At 64.4% G+C, this 15,021-nt stretch carries 14 protein-coding genes; 6 read left to right on the top strand and 8 right to left on the bottom strand.

Annotated features, from left to right (window positions below):
- Positions 1-106 precede the first annotated feature (106 nt).
- Together rlmB and rpiA are read left to right on the top strand one after the other, a co-directional pair.
- On the top strand, positions 107-850 hold the full coding sequence (gene rlmB, locus OKW44_RS27350; protein ID WP_026225426.1) for a 23S rRNA (guanosine(2251)-2'-O)-methyltransferase RlmB: 744 nt from the start codon (positions 107-109) through the stop codon (positions 848-850).
- Positions 851-1,101: 251 nt separating this feature from the next.
- On the top strand, positions 1,102-1,797 hold the full coding sequence (gene rpiA / locus OKW44_RS27345) for a ribose-5-phosphate isomerase RpiA (RefSeq protein WP_018418246.1): 696 nt from the start codon (positions 1,102-1,104) through the stop codon (positions 1,795-1,797).
- A 49-nt stretch (positions 1,798-1,846) separates the two neighbouring features.
- Here the strand turns inward: rpiA and OKW44_RS27340 are convergent, their stop codons facing one another.
- Positions 1,847-2,065: a hypothetical protein gene (locus OKW44_RS27340; protein WP_018418245.1), complete on the bottom strand. Its 219-nt coding sequence runs from the start codon at positions 2,063-2,065 to the stop codon at positions 1,847-1,849.
- Positions 2,066-2,453: 388 nt separating this feature from the next.
- On the opposite strand from OKW44_RS27340, the gene OKW44_RS27335 reads away from it, so the two are divergent.
- Both OKW44_RS27335 and OKW44_RS27330 read left to right on the top strand, forming a co-directional pair.
- Entirely contained in the window at positions 2,454-3,683 is a 1,230-nt protein-coding gene (locus tag OKW44_RS27335) for a glycosyltransferase family 4 protein (protein WP_018418244.1), read from the top strand.
- Positions 3,684-4,176: 493 nt separating this feature from the next.
- Entirely contained in the window at positions 4,177-4,599 is a 423-nt protein-coding gene (locus OKW44_RS27330; protein ID WP_026225425.1) for a helix-turn-helix domain-containing protein, read from the top strand.
- A 272-nt stretch (positions 4,600-4,871) separates the two neighbouring features.
- Here OKW44_RS27330 and OKW44_RS27325 read toward each other — a convergent pair whose 3' ends face one another.
- Both OKW44_RS27325 and OKW44_RS27320 read right to left on the bottom strand, forming a co-directional pair.
- Positions 4,872-6,257, bottom strand: coding sequence for an undecaprenyl-phosphate glucose phosphotransferase (locus tag OKW44_RS27325; protein WP_018418242.1), 1,386 nt, complete (start codon positions 6,255-6,257; stop codon positions 4,872-4,874).
- Between the two features lie 36 nt (positions 6,258-6,293).
- On the bottom strand, positions 6,294-7,028 hold the full coding sequence (locus OKW44_RS27320) for a Crp/Fnr family transcriptional regulator (RefSeq protein WP_026225424.1): 735 nt from the start codon (positions 7,026-7,028) through the stop codon (positions 6,294-6,296).
- A 324-nt stretch (positions 7,029-7,352) separates the two neighbouring features.
- On the opposite strand from OKW44_RS27320, the gene OKW44_RS27315 reads away from it, so the two are divergent.
- Entirely contained in the window at positions 7,353-7,493 is a 141-nt protein-coding gene (locus OKW44_RS27315; protein WP_162633895.1) for a hypothetical protein, read from the top strand.
- A 164-nt stretch (positions 7,494-7,657) separates the two neighbouring features.
- On the opposite strand, the gene OKW44_RS27310 is transcribed toward OKW44_RS27315, so the two are convergent.
- Genes OKW44_RS27310 through OKW44_RS27290 form a run of 5 tightly spaced genes read right to left on the bottom strand, consistent with a single transcriptional unit; the run spans position 7,658 to position 14,057 of the window.
- A complete protein-coding gene (locus tag OKW44_RS27310; RefSeq protein WP_429411927.1) occupies positions 7,658-10,306 on the bottom strand; it encodes a glycosyl hydrolase 2 galactose-binding domain-containing protein in 2,649 nt (882 codons plus the stop codon).
- 57 nt (positions 10,307-10,363) lie between these two features.
- On the bottom strand, positions 10,364-11,437 hold the full coding sequence (locus tag OKW44_RS27305; RefSeq protein WP_018418239.1) for a DUF1839 family protein: 1,074 nt from the start codon (positions 11,435-11,437) through the stop codon (positions 10,364-10,366).
- Positions 11,434-12,501, bottom strand: coding sequence for an amino acid--[acyl-carrier-protein] ligase (locus tag OKW44_RS27300; RefSeq protein WP_018418238.1), 1,068 nt, complete (start codon positions 12,499-12,501; stop codon positions 11,434-11,436). The genes OKW44_RS27305 and OKW44_RS27300 overlap by 4 nt, the downstream gene beginning before the upstream one ends.
- Entirely contained in the window at positions 12,502-13,809 is a 1,308-nt protein-coding gene (locus OKW44_RS27295) for an acyl-CoA dehydrogenase family protein (RefSeq protein ID WP_018418237.1), read from the bottom strand. It abuts the gene before it with no gap.
- On the bottom strand, positions 13,806-14,057 hold the full coding sequence (locus OKW44_RS27290; RefSeq protein ID WP_026225422.1) for an acyl carrier protein: 252 nt from the start codon (positions 14,055-14,057) through the stop codon (positions 13,806-13,808). The genes OKW44_RS27295 and OKW44_RS27290 overlap by 4 nt, the downstream gene beginning before the upstream one ends.
- A gap of 369 nt (positions 14,058-14,426) precedes the next feature.
- On the opposite strand from OKW44_RS27290, the gene OKW44_RS27285 reads away from it, so the two are divergent.
- The gene (locus OKW44_RS27285) at positions 14,427-14,960 is read left to right on the top strand and encodes a GNAT family N-acetyltransferase (RefSeq protein ID WP_018418235.1); all 534 of its coding nucleotides are present in this window, start codon (positions 14,427-14,429) and stop codon (positions 14,958-14,960) included.
- Positions 14,961-15,021 lie beyond the last annotated feature (61 nt).

The following is a 15,021-nucleotide window of genomic DNA, read 5'->3' as shown; positions in this document are numbered from 1 at the left end:
CAGCGGGCACGTGAGCACGTGCCCGCTGCGCGCGGTCTGCCTTTTGGTTTCATATTCATCACAGTGGCGCGCGTTGAATGCGCGCCCCATCAAAGGTTGTTCAGTCATGGCACGTCATAAGGTTTTATACGGTTTCCACGCAGTGACCGCGCGTATCCGGCACGATGCGTCGACCGTCGAGGATGTCTATTACGACGCGACGCGCAAGGACCGTCGTATGACCGAATTCCTGCAGGCCGCGAAGGACGCGGGCGTGCGTCTGATCGCCGCCGACGAAACGCGTCTGTGGGGCCTCGCGCGCACGGAACGTCATCAGGGCGTGGTCGCGCGCGCGGGCGATCTGCCGCTCGCGCAGAATCTCGCCGAACTGCTCGACGGCATCAGCGGCTCGCCGCTGATCCTCGTGCTCGACGGCGTGACCGATCCGCACAATCTCGGCGCCTGCTTGCGCGTCGCCGATGCGGCCGGCGCCCACGCGGTGATCGCGCCGCGCGATCGCGCGGTGGGACTGAACGCGACCGCCGCGAAAGTCGCGAGCGGCGCGGCCGACACGGTCCCGTACATCACGGTCACGAATCTTGCGCGCGCGCTGCGCGAACTGAAGGACGCGGGTGTCTGGGTGGTCGGCACGGCCGACGACGCGCAGAAGAGTGTCTACGAAACGGAACTCGACGGGCCGGTGGCGCTCGTGATGGGGGCCGAAGGCGAGGGCATGCGACGTCTGACGCGTGAAACCTGCGATGTCGTCATGAACATTCCGATGGCGGGGACGGTGGAGAGTTTGAATGTATCCGTGGCTAGCGGAGTGTGTCTGTTCGAGGCTGTCCGGCAGCGGGCGGTGAAGAAGTAGTTTTGGTGTCGTCGTTCTTATTGTTGGCCGATTGTTTGCGCCCGGAGCGCGGTGGTGGTTCCGGGCGTTTTGTTTTGAGTGCGGAAAATACAGCTATTCGCGCAGGAGGAGGCGCTTTAGCGTAGCCCCGCCCATAGCCGATTGCTCAGCATCTCCGTCTGACTGATCCGGGGCACAAAGCCACCCAAACCCGGCCTTCTCCGCGCCACTCCGGTAAACTACGTGTTTTTCACGCTTCTCCCGCCTCTCCCATGACTCAAGACGAACTCAAGCAACTGGTCGGCCAGGCCGCCGCCGATTACGTGAATGCCAACGTGCCGCAAGGCTCGGTGATCGGCGTCGGCACGGGCTCCACCGCGAACTGCTTCATCGACGCGCTGGCCGCCACCAAATCCCGCTATCGCGGTGCGGTGTCGAGTTCGCTCGCCACCACCGCGCGTCTGCAATCGCACGGCTTCAAGGTACTCGACCTGAATGAGATCGACTCGCTGCCGGTGTACGTCGACGGCGCCGACGAAATCGATCACAGCGGCGCGATGATCAAGGGCGGCGGCGGCGCGCTCACGCGCGAGAAGATCGTCGCGTCGGTGTCGGAAGTATTCGTCTGCATCGCGGATGCGAGCAAGGTCGTCGAAACGTTGGGCCATTTCCCGCTGCCGATCGAAGTCGTGCCGATGGCGCGCACCGCGATCGGCCGGCGCGTGACGGCGCTGGGCGGCGTGCCCGTCGTGCGTGTGACGAAAGAGGGTGTGCCGTTCATCACCGACAACGGCAACGAGATCATCGACGTGAAGGGCTTGAGCATCAGCGACCCGCGCACGCTAGAGGCGCATATCAACGCATGGCCCGGCGTCGTCACGGTCGGCCTGTTCGCGGGCCGCGGCGCGAATCTGTGCCTGCTCGGCACGGACACCGGCGTGCAAACGATCACTTACGGCCAGAATTAAGCGAATTGCGTTTCTGTTCGCTCTGACGCGTGTGAGCCGTTCCAACGGTTCACACGCGTTTTTTGTTGCGGTCGTGCCGTACGATTCCGGTTATACCGCCCGCCGCGGCGGCAATCGCGCGCACCTGGCGGAAAATGACTGGCACCGTGCGCACACAATTAGCCGCCGACGCCAGCCGCGCGATGCCCGACACGCGCGCGTCGCCAACCACCCGCGCGCCAAGCGCTTCGAAGCGCATGCGCAACGGACCGTCCGACAGCAGCACCACTGCGTCGCGCGCCGTGCAGCGCCCGGCGAATTCCCCCAGGGCGAACCCGGCCCTCCCGACTGACTGCTCCGATCGCCAAACGGCACGCGAGGCACGCGAGGCACGGCGGCACGGCTGCCATCGACGCCGCACGCCTGTCGCTCGCGCAGCGCTCCGATCGTAAAGGTGTGGGCTGGACTGGGCGAGCAGGCGTGGGGCGATACGTCAGGCGTAGTGCACATACGAAAGCACGGGAATGAAGCCGTGATTTTGCAGGCGCGAACGGACTCTCCGAATTACTCGCGTACTGTCGCACGTCGAATGTGGGCACGCGCACGCACAGTCAGGAACGTGGCACATACACTCTTCTCTGAGGCCAGGTGGCGATTCGTGACAGATAGGACGGAATATGAAAGTGGCGATCGTGCACGATTGGCTGGTCGCTCCCGGCGGCGCCGAGAAAGTGCTCGGGCAGATCATCGAGTGCTTTCCCGACGCCGACGTTTTCAGCGTCGTCGATTTTCTCGAAGATCGCACGCCGCTTGCCGGTAAGCCGGTCGCCACGTCGTTCATTCAATGCCTGCCGTTTGCGCGCAGCCGTTATCGCGCCTATTTGCCCTTGATGCCGCTCGCCGTCGAACGGTTCGATCTGTCGAGCTATGACCTGATCATCACCAGTTCTTGCGCGGTCGCGAAGGGCGTATTGGTCGGCCCTCATCAGACGCACATCAGTTACGTGCACTCGCTGATGCGCTATGCGTGGGATCTGCAGCATCAGTATCTGCGCGAAGCGAATCTGCTGCGCGGGCCGAAGTCGTGGGCCGCGCGGCTATTGCTGCATTACCTGCGCGGCTGGGACGCGCAGTCGACGAATGGTGTCGATCGTCTGATCGCGAATTCGCAGTCGGTCGCGCGGCGCATGATGAAAACCTATCGGCGCGATGCCGCGGTGATTCCGCCGCCCGTCGACGTCAACGAATTCGAACTGCGCACCGAAAAAGACGATTTCTATCTGACCGTGTCGCGGATGGTGCCGCACCAACGCATCGATCTGATCGTCGAGACGTTCAACGCCACGCCGCAGCGCAAGCTGGTCGCGATCGGCGACGGGCCGCAGATGGCGTCGATCCGCGCGAAGGCCGGACCGAACGTGACGGTCCTCGGCTATCAGCCATTCGGCATACTGAAGGATTATCTGGCGCGCGCGCGAGCCTTCGTGTGCGCCGCCGAGGAGGATTTCGGCATCGTGCCGCTCGAAGCGCAGGCCTGCGGCACGCCGGTCATTGCGTTCGCCAGGGGCGGGGCGCTCGAAACGGTAGTGCCGGTCGGCGACCCGCACCCGACCGGCGTTTTCTTCGCGCGTCAGACGGCAGTGTCAGTGCTCGACGCGATCGACCGCTTCGAGCGGCTGAGCGCGTACATCACGCCGGCGGCCTGTCGCGCGAATGCCGAGCGGTTTTCGGCTCCGGTGTTCCGACGGGCATTCATGGCCGAGGTCACGCGCACGATTGCGGCGGTCGCTCAGGGTCTGCCGGCGATGGAGCTGGGGGAGCAGGTGAGGTGGGCGGAGCCCGATCTCGCGCCCCGGCAACTCGGCATCGCCAGAGACACGGCGCCGAAAAGCGGGTGGAGGCAATGAGGTGAGAGTCTTTCGCTGTTCTCGCCTCGTGGAGTTTTCGATAGGAGAGAAAGAGGTTTTCGTCGTCATGCAGTGATTTCGCAACGGGCAGTAACGAGCCGTTCTGACCAACGCGTCCGGGCGGCTATTGGTGTGGGCGCGTCCGCTTCGCGCTTTGTGTGGGCAGCGCATATCGCGTATCGCGCGATACGCGCCGCGCGTGCAAGGCCAGCCGCGGCGGGTCATTGTCAAGCAAGCAGTATTGGATTTCAAAAACGACATCGGGGTGCGCACCACGCGCTATGGGCGAGATATTCGCTGGCGTGGCATGCCTCGCGTGGCCATAACGACCTGAAGCAGACGTTCGCTATCGTGATCGCTGAATTTCCTCACTGCGAAGTTCGCCGTGCCGGCAATTCGGCGTGTCACGGCGATTCACTACAACAGGCAGTCGTCATTCGCGCGTCACCGATTAACGCGCCGACGGCTTTTGGACGAGGACGAATTTAAACTCATGAATGCCGATCGCCTTCCGGGACCCTTTCCCGACATCTCCGCAACGTGGGCTGCGCTGAAGAGCCAGTTGCCGATCACGCCGATTCGCACCGAAGAGGATTATCACCAGATGGTGCGAGTCGCCAATTCGTTGTCCGATCATCTAAGCGGCAACGACAACGATCCGCTCGCCGATCTGCACGCGATCGTGACGGAACTGGTCGGTCACTGGCAAGCGCGCAACCTGACGATTCCAAAAGCGGAGCCGCGCGAGGTCCTGCGCCATCTGCTGATCACGCATGGTCTCAAGCAGAAGGATCTGGCCGGCATCGCGTCGCCGACGGTGGTCAGCGATATTCTCGCGGGGCGCCGCGCGATCAGCAAGAAAGTCGCCAAGGCGCTCGCGGTACGGTTTCAGACCGATGTCAGCGCGTTCCTGTAGAGGCGGTGTCGCGGACCCGTCCGTGACGTGGTCCGTCGCGGCTGCTCATCTTGCGTCAACCACGGCGGCTGTCGATCGGGCCGCCGGCGTTGGCGCTTCTATTCGCAGCGGCGCGTACGCGTTGTTGCCCGGTTGGGTGTTTTTCTCGAATGGAACGCAGGCGCATTCCGGCGATCCTTCGGCGCACCGCCTTCAGTACCCGCACTTCGCATGCGCCGCAGTGCCGGCACGATGACCGACACTCCCGGATGCGATTCCCCTCGATGGCATGGTCAGAACGCGTTGCGGCCGACAAAGCCCTTGAAAATCGTGATGAAGACGATTTTCATGTCGAACCAGAACGACCAGTTCTGGATATAGAAGAGATCGAACTTCACGCGCGCTTCCATCTTCTCGACCTTGGCGGTCGCGCCGCGATAGCCGTTGACCTGGGCCCAGCCGGTGATGCCGGGCTTGATGCGGTAACGGTGCATGTAGCCGTATACCTGGTCCTTGTACAGATCATCGTGTTCGACCGCATGCGGACGCGGACCCACCACCGACATCTGACCGAGCAGCACGTTCAGAAACTGCGGCAGCTCGTCGAGACTCGTGCGGCGCATGAAGCTGCCGAGCTTCGTCACGCGCAAGTCGTTGCGGGTCGCCTGCGTGATCTGGCCGTGCTCTTCCTGGTGCACGGTCATCGAGCGGAACTTGTAGATGCCGAACGGCTGGCCGTCGACGCCCTTGCGGATCTGCCGGAAAAACACCGGTCCCGGTGACGTGAGCTTGATGCCGATCGCGAGCACGGCGAACACCGGCGCGAGCACGATGAGCGCGAGCACGGCGAACAGGCGGTCGAACATCAGCTTGGGCCAAATCTGCGGCGACGAGAATGGCGTCGCGCTCAGATTCAGCGTCGGCAAACCGACGACATCGACGATCGCATGATTGAACAGCGACAGACTGCGCACGTCGGGAATGAAGCGCAGATTGACGAAGTCGTGTCTGAAGGTGCGCGTGAAGCGGTAGATCGTGTGTTCCTCGGAAAGCGGCAACGCGAGCCACACTTCGTTCACGCGGTCATTGCGTACCTTCGTCGCGAACGCTTCCAGATCCGTCAGCACGGGTAGGCGGGTCAGACGCGCGCCATACGCGTCGTGGCCTTGCACGCTGGTGTCGAACACGCACACCGGTTTGAAGCCCGCTTGCGGCGCATGCTCGAGATGCGCGAGCAGCGTGCGCGCAAACCCCGGTGCGCCGACGAGCGCGACGGTGCGCGCGTTCATGCCGCGGCGACGTACGAAGCGCAGCACCACGTGCATGATGCAGCGTGTCGCGATGATCAACCCGCCGGAGATCAGCGTCGAGTAGCCGATCCACAGGCGCGACACCGCATCCGTCCGATGCAGCGTGAACGCGAGCAGGAGCGCGGTCGCGACCACCATGAGCCACGCGGCGGCGATTCGCGCGAGCACCGGCGCGAGCGCCTTGCCGCGCCACGTCTCATAGACCCCGAAGTACGGAAACAGCAACAGAACCAGCACACACTTGAACGCGGTCAGAAGACGCTCGGTATCGGCGAACGCGATCGGCGCGGAAAAGCGCATCCAGTGGGCGAGTAGACCGCCCGCAATCACGAACAGTGCGTCGAGACATCGAGCAGTAATCCTGAACATAGGCAAATCGACCCCGGTCATCGAGCCGCGTGCCGCTTATTCGACGGTCTCGGCCTGGCGCAGTCGCGGCAGCAGACGATCGAATTCGCGTTTCACGAGGCCGTAGCATTCGCACGCGCGGGCTTCGAGGCCCTTGCGGTCGAGCACCTTGATATGACCGCGGCTATGATGAATCAGGCCTTCGTCGTGCAGCTTGCCGGCCGCTTCGGTGATGCCTTCGCGGCGCACGCCGAGCATGTCGGCAATCAGCTGCTGCGTGACGGTCAGATCGTTCGACGCCACGCGGTCCACCTCGATCAGCAGCCAGCGGCACAGTTGCTTGTTGAGCGCGTGATGGCGATTGCACGCGGCGGTCTGCGCGACCTGGGTCAGAAGTGCGTGCATATACAGCAGCATCAGGCGGCGCAGGAAGTCGGACCGCGCGAACTGCTGCTTGAGCGCCTGCGCGCTCATCCGGTAGGCGAAGCCCGCGCATTGCACCTGTACGCGGTTGGGCATGGTTTCGCCGCCCGTGAGGACCGGCACGCCGGTCATGCCTTCGCGGCCGACCGCGGCGATCTCGACGGAGCTGCCGTCTTCCATCGTCGAGAGCATCGAGATGATCGCGGTGGTGGGGAAGTACACATGATGGATCCGTTGACCCGAGTCGCATAGCAGTTGCTCGGTGCGCAGATGAACCAGTTCGAGGTGGGGAGCCAGTGCCTGCCATTCGGGCGACGGCAATGCGCCCAGCAAATGGTTACCGTGCAAATCGGATTGAAGTGTCAACATGATCGGTCCTCGCATGAAAGTCACGCCTCGCGCGACTCTCTCCGTTTATTTGATCCGATGGCCGCATCCTCGGAAGTGGGCTGCCCGGCGAGCAGCTAGGATGAACAGCATCGGCCCCGTTTTAGGCCTGTCTGCCACCGCCTCTGTTGTTGCGCTCGTGTGCGGTGGCACTCTGTTGCGTCAAAGTAGTAGCGAGGACCGTGCCAACGTTAGGGAAAACGCCTGCTGATGCGGCGCAGCGAAGAATTCCGAAGCACGTCGGGAGAGTAAAAGCGGCTTTTTGTTTCAGTTCTGCACACCCTCGCCGGATGGGGAATGCATCGTATGAAAGCTTTTGGTTTGGGCGAATCCCTTGATATCAAAGGCTTCACGGCCAAAAACAGGGATGCTGTCGAAGCTGTCTCAGATTTGAACCTGGCGTCGCATGCACGTTTTGAAGCGCTCTTCGTGAAGTGCCGGAAATGATTCAGAAGTGTTAAATGGAGTGCGTACGCTGTCGCACAAAAGGCCTTTCAAAGCAGGCAACAGTCGCGTTCGAGCCAACAGTGAGCGCGCCGGGCAGACAGTTCGAGACCTGCGAAGCGAGCTTGGTGGCGCTTCGCGTGTGTGCGACTAGTTCGGAATGACCACTAGCCGTAGAAGATGGCGGATAGCGCATTGATCGCGCGGACTTCCCCCTGGGGTGCCCCGCATGTTTCATCCGCTTTAAAAGCGGCGTTTGATGCGGGAGCAACGAGTTCTTGCGGCGATGCCGCGAAGGCGGTCGGCAGCAGCGGTTCGAGCGCATGGAGCGGCACGATACAGCGCCGGTTCGGCGCGAGATGGAACCAGTCGCGCGCCGCGCGATAACGCGGGTCAATGATATGAACGAAGCGCGCAAAGCGCTTCGTTTCGATCGCAAGCTGCCAGCCGCTGCCGTCGCCTCGACGTTCGACCTCGACGGTCATACCGAGGTCATCATGCGCGTGCACGCTACGCTCGGGCAGATGAAACGCTTCGGACACGATCTCGCCACTAGCGGCATCGTAGAGCGTTGCAATCGTGACATCGTGCGCGCGTGGGCCGAAGCGGTACGCATGCGTGAAATCGAAGAACTGGCCCAGAAGCGCGGCCGCACTGATGCGTTGCAGGCTGCGCGGGGCAAGCGTCAGCGCGCGTCGCGCGGTCGTGACCTTCACGCTGCCATCGCGCAGACAGACCAGTTCGAGTTCGCCGCAAAACGTTTGCGCGCGCTCGTTGATCAGATGGATATCGAGGCCGTTCAGGCCTTCGTCGGTGAGCGTGATCTGCAACGGCTGCAGTGTCTGCGCGAAGCCGTGCAGCGCGCTTTTCGGCCGCCCTGTTGCGTCGATCACGCCCCAGCCCGCGCCTGCGCGCAGATCCTGCAATTGCCAAACGAGGCCGCCGCCGCACGACGAGCCCGCGCGCCGCCACTCGGCGAACACATCGCCGATCAGCTCCGCAACCACCGCGCGCGACAGATCCAGATAACGCGCCGCATCTTCATAGCGCAAGCGCGCCGGCTCGACGCCGTAAAGCGCCTGCAGATAATGATCGCGCACGTCGTCGAAATCCCAGCCTGCGCCAGGATCGCGCGGCACGGCGGCTTTCCAGCGCGGATCGTGCGTGTGGATCGTGCCGAGCGCGTCATGCAGCGTCGCCTCGTCAGGCACGTTGGCGAATGCCAGGCATTCGGCCGCGAAGCGCACCTGCGCGCGGCGCACGTCGGCGAGCGGGCGCTGATACGCGCCGACGCCGTAGTAGTGCGTGACGCCCTCGTTGGTCGAAAACGGCCACGCGCCGCCCGATGGCGAATTGCTGACATAGGGCACGTCCTCGCGTTCGCGCGCGACGAGCGCGGGCAGCAGCTCGGTAAACAACGCTTGCGCGCGCCGCGCCGCGGGCAGTCCGAACATCGCCGCCTGCTGGTCGACCTCGCTGCCGCCGCACAGCACCGCGAGCGAGGCAAAGCGACGCGTGCGGCTCAGGAACTGGCTCGCTTCGCGCTCGATCAGTGCGCTGAACGCTGCATCGTTCGGGTAGTCGAAGTTCGCCAGCGCGAAGTCCTGCCAGATCAGCAGGCCGTACTCGTCGGCGAGTGCATAAAACAGATCGGACTCATAGAGCATCGTGCCGCCGACGCGCAGCATGTTCATGCCAGCGGCGCGCGCGAGCTCGAACGTATGGCGCAATTGCGTATCGGTGCCTGCTAGCGTGACGAGGTCGGCGCTGGTCCAGCACGCGCCGCGACAGAATACGGGCACTTCATTCACGCGCAAGGCGAATCCCGCAGCATCGGCGCCGCGGTCCACTTCGATACGACGAAAGCCGATCGAGCCCAGAGACTGAGAGATCACGCTGCCGTCGACGAGCTGCAACGTCAGAGGATATAAAGTGGGCTCTCCATGCGTATGCGGCCACCAGCGTTTCGCGTGGGGCACGCGCACGTCGCCGGTGAGTGTATATGCATCGTGCCATTGCAAGGACGAAACATGGTCGCCGCAAAAAAGTGTCGCGCGGCAGGCCGCGACGTCGTGGGGACGTACGAAACGTAACGTCAACGAAACAACCCCATCCTCTTGCTCGAGCCGGCTGGTCAGATCAATCGTGTCGAATGCGTGCGGCGCGTCGCCGAGCATTTCGATCGGACGCCACGGGCCGACCGTCTGAATCGACGGACACCAGCCGGGCATATGGCCGAGCAGCGTGGTGCGCACGCTGCGAAGCGTCGGCGGCGACACGAGTCGCGGCCGCCAGCGCGCACGCGAGCGTTTGGCCGCCAACGCTGGCGTCAGTGAGCGAAAGCACAGCACGAGCGTCGCGCGGCCATCCAGTTCGATATCCAGATCATGGGCGATGAACATCGATGCGGAATCGAGCCGCTTCACATCGTCGAGCCACACTTGCGCGAGCGTCGCGAGTCCATGAAAACGCAAGCGGCGCCGCCCCGTACCGATCAGCGTGACGCGATACCAGTGATCGTCGAAAGCGAGCGGTGGCGGGTGATCGACATCGAGCAGACCGGCGGCGAGCCGCACGCTCGCGACGGTGCCGGGCACCTGCGCGGCGAGCCAGCCTTGCGCGGGCAGATCGGCCGGCGACTCATAGGCGTGCGGCGGGGTGCTCAGACAGGCCCAGCCGGTGTCGAGCCGTTGCGGCCATAGCGAGGGCGCGGCGCGGGCAGTGCCCGCATCATGCGCTTGCGCGATCGCGCCGGCCGCGCGCGCACGGCCAGCATCGCTCTCGCCAGCGGGCGGATCGAGTGTCGATACATCCACGGTCAATTCCCGGAAAAACCGCGCGGCACGAAGTGCGCGCAACAACGCATCGCCGTACTAGCGCACCAGAGCGGCCAGCGGTGGCAGCGTTTTTTCGTAAGCGCTTTCAAGCACGTCGAAGCAGTCTTCGCAGGTATCGCGACGGCCGCGCGCGATCGCGCGAATGAGCCGGAACTGCATCACCATCGACTCCGACGCGATGCGTTGCGCGGCGGCCGGTATCGTCGGCGGGATCTCGAAGCCTTGTGCGAACAGCCACTGCAGATACTTCGACAGGAACTCGAAGTTCGCGCCGAGCTGCCGCATCAGATTGAACGAGTACAGATGGAAGTACGCCTCGTCGCGCTCGAACAGCGTATCGAGATGCGCGGGAAACGCGGCACGCCATTGCGATATCGGATTGATCAGCGGACGCCGCTCCAGATGCGCGCACAGCAGTTCCGCCGACGCCTCCGCGAGCGCGGTGCCTTCGAGCGCGGGCCGCGCCTGCTTGGCGAACTCGACGTATGGAAACAGCAGATCGGGCTGCGCGGTGAAGTGCGGCAGCTTGCGAAACACGCCGTCGTAGTCGTCGCCCTCGAGCCGGTGGTAGCCGGTGTTGTGGAAATAGCCGAGGTGGCGCGCGGCGGTGTCGACGAAGTCGATGCCGATCGTGGTCTTCGGATGCTCGCGGCGATACGAGGTCGCGCGCGTATCGGGGAGGTAGTAGCCGTCGACCTCGACGAGCACGGTATGGCCGCGCAGCGTCTGCGCGAGCACGCGCTCTTCGAGCGAGTCGTAGATCGCGAGCTCCTGCACCTGGGTGCCATACAGACGTTCGAGATCATCGAGCGGAAACTTGAAGAACGTGAACTGATCGCCTTCGAAATCCTGCGTGACCGTGAACGCGAGCGCCGCGCGCGGATCGAGCCCGAAGCCGTGCAGCAGCTCGATCCACAGATCGACATAGCAGTTGGTCTCCTGCCACACGCGTTCGCCCTGATGCAGCGCGTGCGCTACGTGCTCGCGCAACTGCGTGCCGGCACCGGGCACCGCGTGGGTCTGCTGATGCGTCGGCAGATCGCCTGCGCGTCGCGGCAGCGACGAGTTGGCGAGCGCGCCGGCAAGCGCCGAAGTCGGCGATGGATTCATGCGCGCTCCCCGGCGACGGTCGCGGTTTGCGTAGATAGCGCCGCCTGCAGCGCATCCGCGACGCGCGTCTCGGTATCGCCCCACAGCAGCGCGCGCACCTCGTCGGGCCACGCGTCGACGTCGAGCCCATGATGACGGAACAGCGCGAGCGTGATGCGTTCCATGCCGAAGCCCACACAACCTGTATGCGCGGTCGTGCCGTCTTCGCAGGCGATCTTCCAGATCGCGCCGAAGTGGTCCATGTGATAGTTGAACGACAGGCAGGCCGTCTTGCCGCGCGGATCGGCGACCGCGATCAGCAACTCGAACTTGAGCGCTTGCGCGCGCTGACTATCGGCGACGATCTTGCCGCCGCGGCCGAAGAACGGATCGTTCGCGAGATCGACTTCGACCGGCAAGCCTAGCAGCTTCACAAGCAGCGAGCCGCGCTCGATCCACATCTGCCGGAACGCCATCACCTGCTCGGGGCTGCCGAGACGCACGTATTCCCGTTGACGGAACATCTGCATGCGGCCCGGATCGAGCGACGGCTCATGACGGAAGCAGTACGACAGCACGTCGACGGTGCGGCCGTCGGCGGGCAGCGCGCCGCGCCGCGCCATCACCGGATAGATCGGATAGCAGGCGGCCGGCGTCAGCACGACGCGCGTCGGTTTCTGTTGCGCGAGCCACGCGTCGCCGCGGTCGTCGTCGCGGTCGGCCATCGCATCGTCGAGCGCGCGCAGCAGACGGTGGTGGTCCATGTCGTCGCCGCAAAACGAATGGATGGTGCCCGCGAGATTCGGAAAGCTCTTCAGGTATTCGCTATCCTCGAAGTCGGTGCGGCGCATCGCGGGCGGAAAACGCAATACTTCGGCTTGCTGATCTTTACCCAGCTGCGTAATCGCGAGGTTCAGCCGCTCGATCACGTCCTCGAAAACCTGGCTGCGGCCATACAGTCCGTTTTCACCTGTATCGATCAGCAGGCCGGCGGCCAGCATCTCGTCGCGCAGCGTGAGCGAAGGCCCCACGTCCGCGGCGGCGGCGGCCGCGGCGACAGCGGCGGTATCGGTCATCAGCTTCATTCACGGTCTCCCCGGCGCGGCAGGACGTTGCGCGAGCAGCAGACTCGCGGTGTTCTGCGCGATACGGTCGTTATTGATCATCAAGGGCGCCGAGTGCAGGTCGCGCAGATGGCGGCCGACGCTATAGGGCGTGCCGTTCTTGTAGCCCGCCATGCCGCAGATCATCAGCACTTCCTGTACGACCTGCAGCGCGGTGGTCGAAATGCTGGTCTTCAGCGTATTCATGTCCGACGCGAAACCGAGCATCGCCGCGAGCGGGGCGTCCGCCTGGGTCGCGCCCTCGCGTGCCTGATGCGCGGCGCGCGCGGCCTCCAGCGCGACCGCTAGACGCGCCTGCATCATCTGCAGTAGCCCGACCGCTTCGGCGAGCCGCAGGCCCGCCGGCGGCATCGTGCCGGGCTTCGCGCGCGCCTGCGCGCGGAAGAACGCTTTCGCGCGATTGACCGCGTCGACGGCGATGCCGGTCCATACCGACGCCCACAGCGTGTGCGACACGGGCAGCATGGTCTGATCGGCGATGTCGGCGAACGGCGTCGCGAGGATCTGGTCGGCCAGTCCCGTCGCGACGAGCCGGAAGCCCTCGCTGCAGGTGCCGCGCATGCCCATCGCGTCCCAGTCGCCGCGCCGCTCGAGCTGCGTATCGGCGCGCAGCGCGACGATCAGCACCTGGTCGGACGCGGCCGCGTCGGCGGTGCGCCGCGCGGTCACGAGGATGCCGTCGGCATGCGCGCCGTACGAGATCGTCGGTGCGAGTTTTTCGATCCGAAAACGCGCGCCATCGAGCTCCACCGAGCACGCGCTCGTGCGCATGTTGCCGCCGATCGTCTCTTCCGACGTCGCCGACGCGAGCAGCCATTGCTGCTCGGCCAGTTGTGCAAGCAGGCTCGCTTGCCAGGCGGAGGCGCCGCGATGAGAGTCGATGCACGCGACCTGGATCTGATGCATCGCATAGATCATCGCGGTCGATGCGCAGCCCTGCGCGAGCGTTTCGCAGATCGCACCGATATCGGCAAGCGACAGGCCCGCGCCGCCGAAAGCGGTCGGCACCATCGCCGACAGCAAACGCTCGGCCTTGAGCGCGTCGAACGCCTCGACCGGAAAGCGCGCCTCGCGGTCCACGGCGTCCGCGTACTGCGAGGCGATCGCCGCGCAACGATGCGCTGCAGCACGCCATTCGGGACCGGTATCGAGCGCGGTCAGCGCCCCGGTGGCAGCGCCCTGGCCATCGCCGGTCCGTGCGTCAGTAGTCGAGTTCGAGGCCGCCCCGGAGGCCGCTGCGGCGGCCTGACCCAGCAGCGGCGCACTCATGCTGCCGCCTTGGCCCGCTGCAACTCCGTCATCGCGGCGGCCATCGAGTCGATGCTCGAGAACAGGCGGCGCGTCAGCATACGGTCAGGAATTTCGACGTTGAATTCGTCTTCCATGGCAAGCATCAGATGCACGGTCGCGAGCGATGAGAGTCCGGCAGCATAGAGGTCGGCGTCGTCGGCGAGGCTTTCCACCGGGACATCCAGGCGTGCGGATTCAGAAAGGATGCGTCTCAATGCAGTCTTCATGCAGTGCTCCCCTTATGGTCAAAGGTCTGCCGGTGGGTGCCGAGGTCGAATGACGTCGGCACCTGATTGTCGTGTGTAGTTACGTGCGGAGCGAAGACCGCGGCGTGCGTTCGCGATGGTGCAGTGCGGTGTTGCAGGCGGGCCTGCGTGAAGCCATCTGCGATACCGGGCGAACGTGGCAAGGCTGCGCTTCGTTGCCTCGTATTAAAGATTCGTCAACCCCGAGCGTCAGTGCGATGGCGTACGGAAGCACATCTTTCGCGCACGTTACCGTGTAGTCGATGATGAGGGACCGTCATGGATCGGCCTGCCGTCGCGCACCGGCAGGCATCGCCGGACCCGCCGAAAATTTTGACAGCCGGGGGCGTGATGAACTGGAAAACGCTGGAGTTCGATCAGCTATCTGCACGTGAGTTGTATGTCGTGCTGCGTGCGCGCAGTGCGGTATTCGTCGTCGAGCAGTCGCATGTGTGCCTCGACGCGGACGGTCGCGACGAGCAGGCCTTGCATGTGTTCGCGGTCGAAGACATGGCGCGGCCGATGCCGGTGCTCGCCTATGCGCGGGTGCAGCCCGGCGATTCCGAAGATCCGGAAGTGACGATCGACAAGGTGCTGACGAGTCCGCTGCGGCGCAGCGACGGCACCGCCGAGATGCTGATCGAGCGTGTGCTCGAAGCGGTCGCCCAACGCTGGCCGGGCCGCGCCACGCGCGTGAGCGCACCGCTTGGCTTGCGCGGGTTCTACGAGCAGTTCGGCTTTCGCAAGACGGCAGGACCGTACCTCGAACACGGTATGCCGTTCATCGGTCTCACGCGTCAGGTGCGCGGCGCTCAGGCGCGCTTCGGTCCGAGGCGCCGCGAGCGCGACGGCGCATCGTTCGTCAATACGTTCGAACTGTTGTGATGCCGCGTTGGCTGGGTACGTGTTTTCAGCCTTGGCATCCAGGTCCACCGACCGTGAACGA

The sequence above is a fragment of the Paraburkholderia lebeckiae genome (genome assembly GCF_050436325.1).
Lineage (GTDB): Bacteria > Pseudomonadota > Gammaproteobacteria > Burkholderiales > Burkholderiaceae > Paraburkholderia > Paraburkholderia tuberum.
The sequence above is the reverse complement of the archived record's forward strand: the minus strand, read 5'-3'. Positions and strand labels throughout refer to the sequence as shown.

Bases quoted from the DNA above. Each gene is read 5' to 3' on its own strand.
- rlmB (WP_026225426.1), top strand. From the start codon at position 107: ATGGCACGTCATAAGGTTTTATACGGTTTCCACGCAGTGACCGCGCGT.
- rpiA (WP_018418246.1), top strand. From the start codon at position 1,102: ATGACTCAAGACGAACTCAAGCAACTGGTCGGCCAGGCCGCCGCCGAT.
- OKW44_RS27335 (WP_018418244.1), top strand. From the start codon at position 2,454: ATGAAAGTGGCGATCGTGCACGATTGGCTGGTCGCTCCCGGCGGCGCC.
- OKW44_RS27330 (WP_026225425.1), top strand. From the start codon at position 4,177: ATGAATGCCGATCGCCTTCCGGGACCCTTTCCCGACATCTCCGCAACG.
- OKW44_RS27325 (WP_018418242.1), bottom strand. From the start codon at position 6,257: ATGTTCAGGATTACTGCTCGATGTCTCGACGCACTGTTCGTGATTGCG.
- OKW44_RS27320 (WP_026225424.1), bottom strand. From the start codon at position 7,028: ATGTTGACACTTCAATCCGATTTGCACGGTAACCATTTGCTGGGCGCA.
- OKW44_RS27315 (WP_162633895.1), top strand. From the start codon at position 7,353: ATGAAAGCTTTTGGTTTGGGCGAATCCCTTGATATCAAAGGCTTCACG.
- OKW44_RS27305 (WP_018418239.1), bottom strand. From the start codon at position 11,437: ATGAATCCATCGCCGACTTCGGCGCTTGCCGGCGCGCTCGCCAACTCG.
- OKW44_RS27300 (WP_018418238.1), bottom strand. From the start codon at position 12,501: ATGAAGCTGATGACCGATACCGCCGCTGTCGCCGCGGCCGCCGCCGCC.
- OKW44_RS27295 (WP_018418237.1), bottom strand. From the start codon at position 13,809: ATGAGTGCGCCGCTGCTGGGTCAGGCCGCCGCAGCGGCCTCCGGGGCG.
- OKW44_RS27290 (WP_026225422.1), bottom strand. From the start codon at position 14,057: ATGAAGACTGCATTGAGACGCATCCTTTCTGAATCCGCACGCCTGGAT.
- OKW44_RS27285 (WP_018418235.1), top strand. From the start codon at position 14,427: ATGAACTGGAAAACGCTGGAGTTCGATCAGCTATCTGCACGTGAGTTG.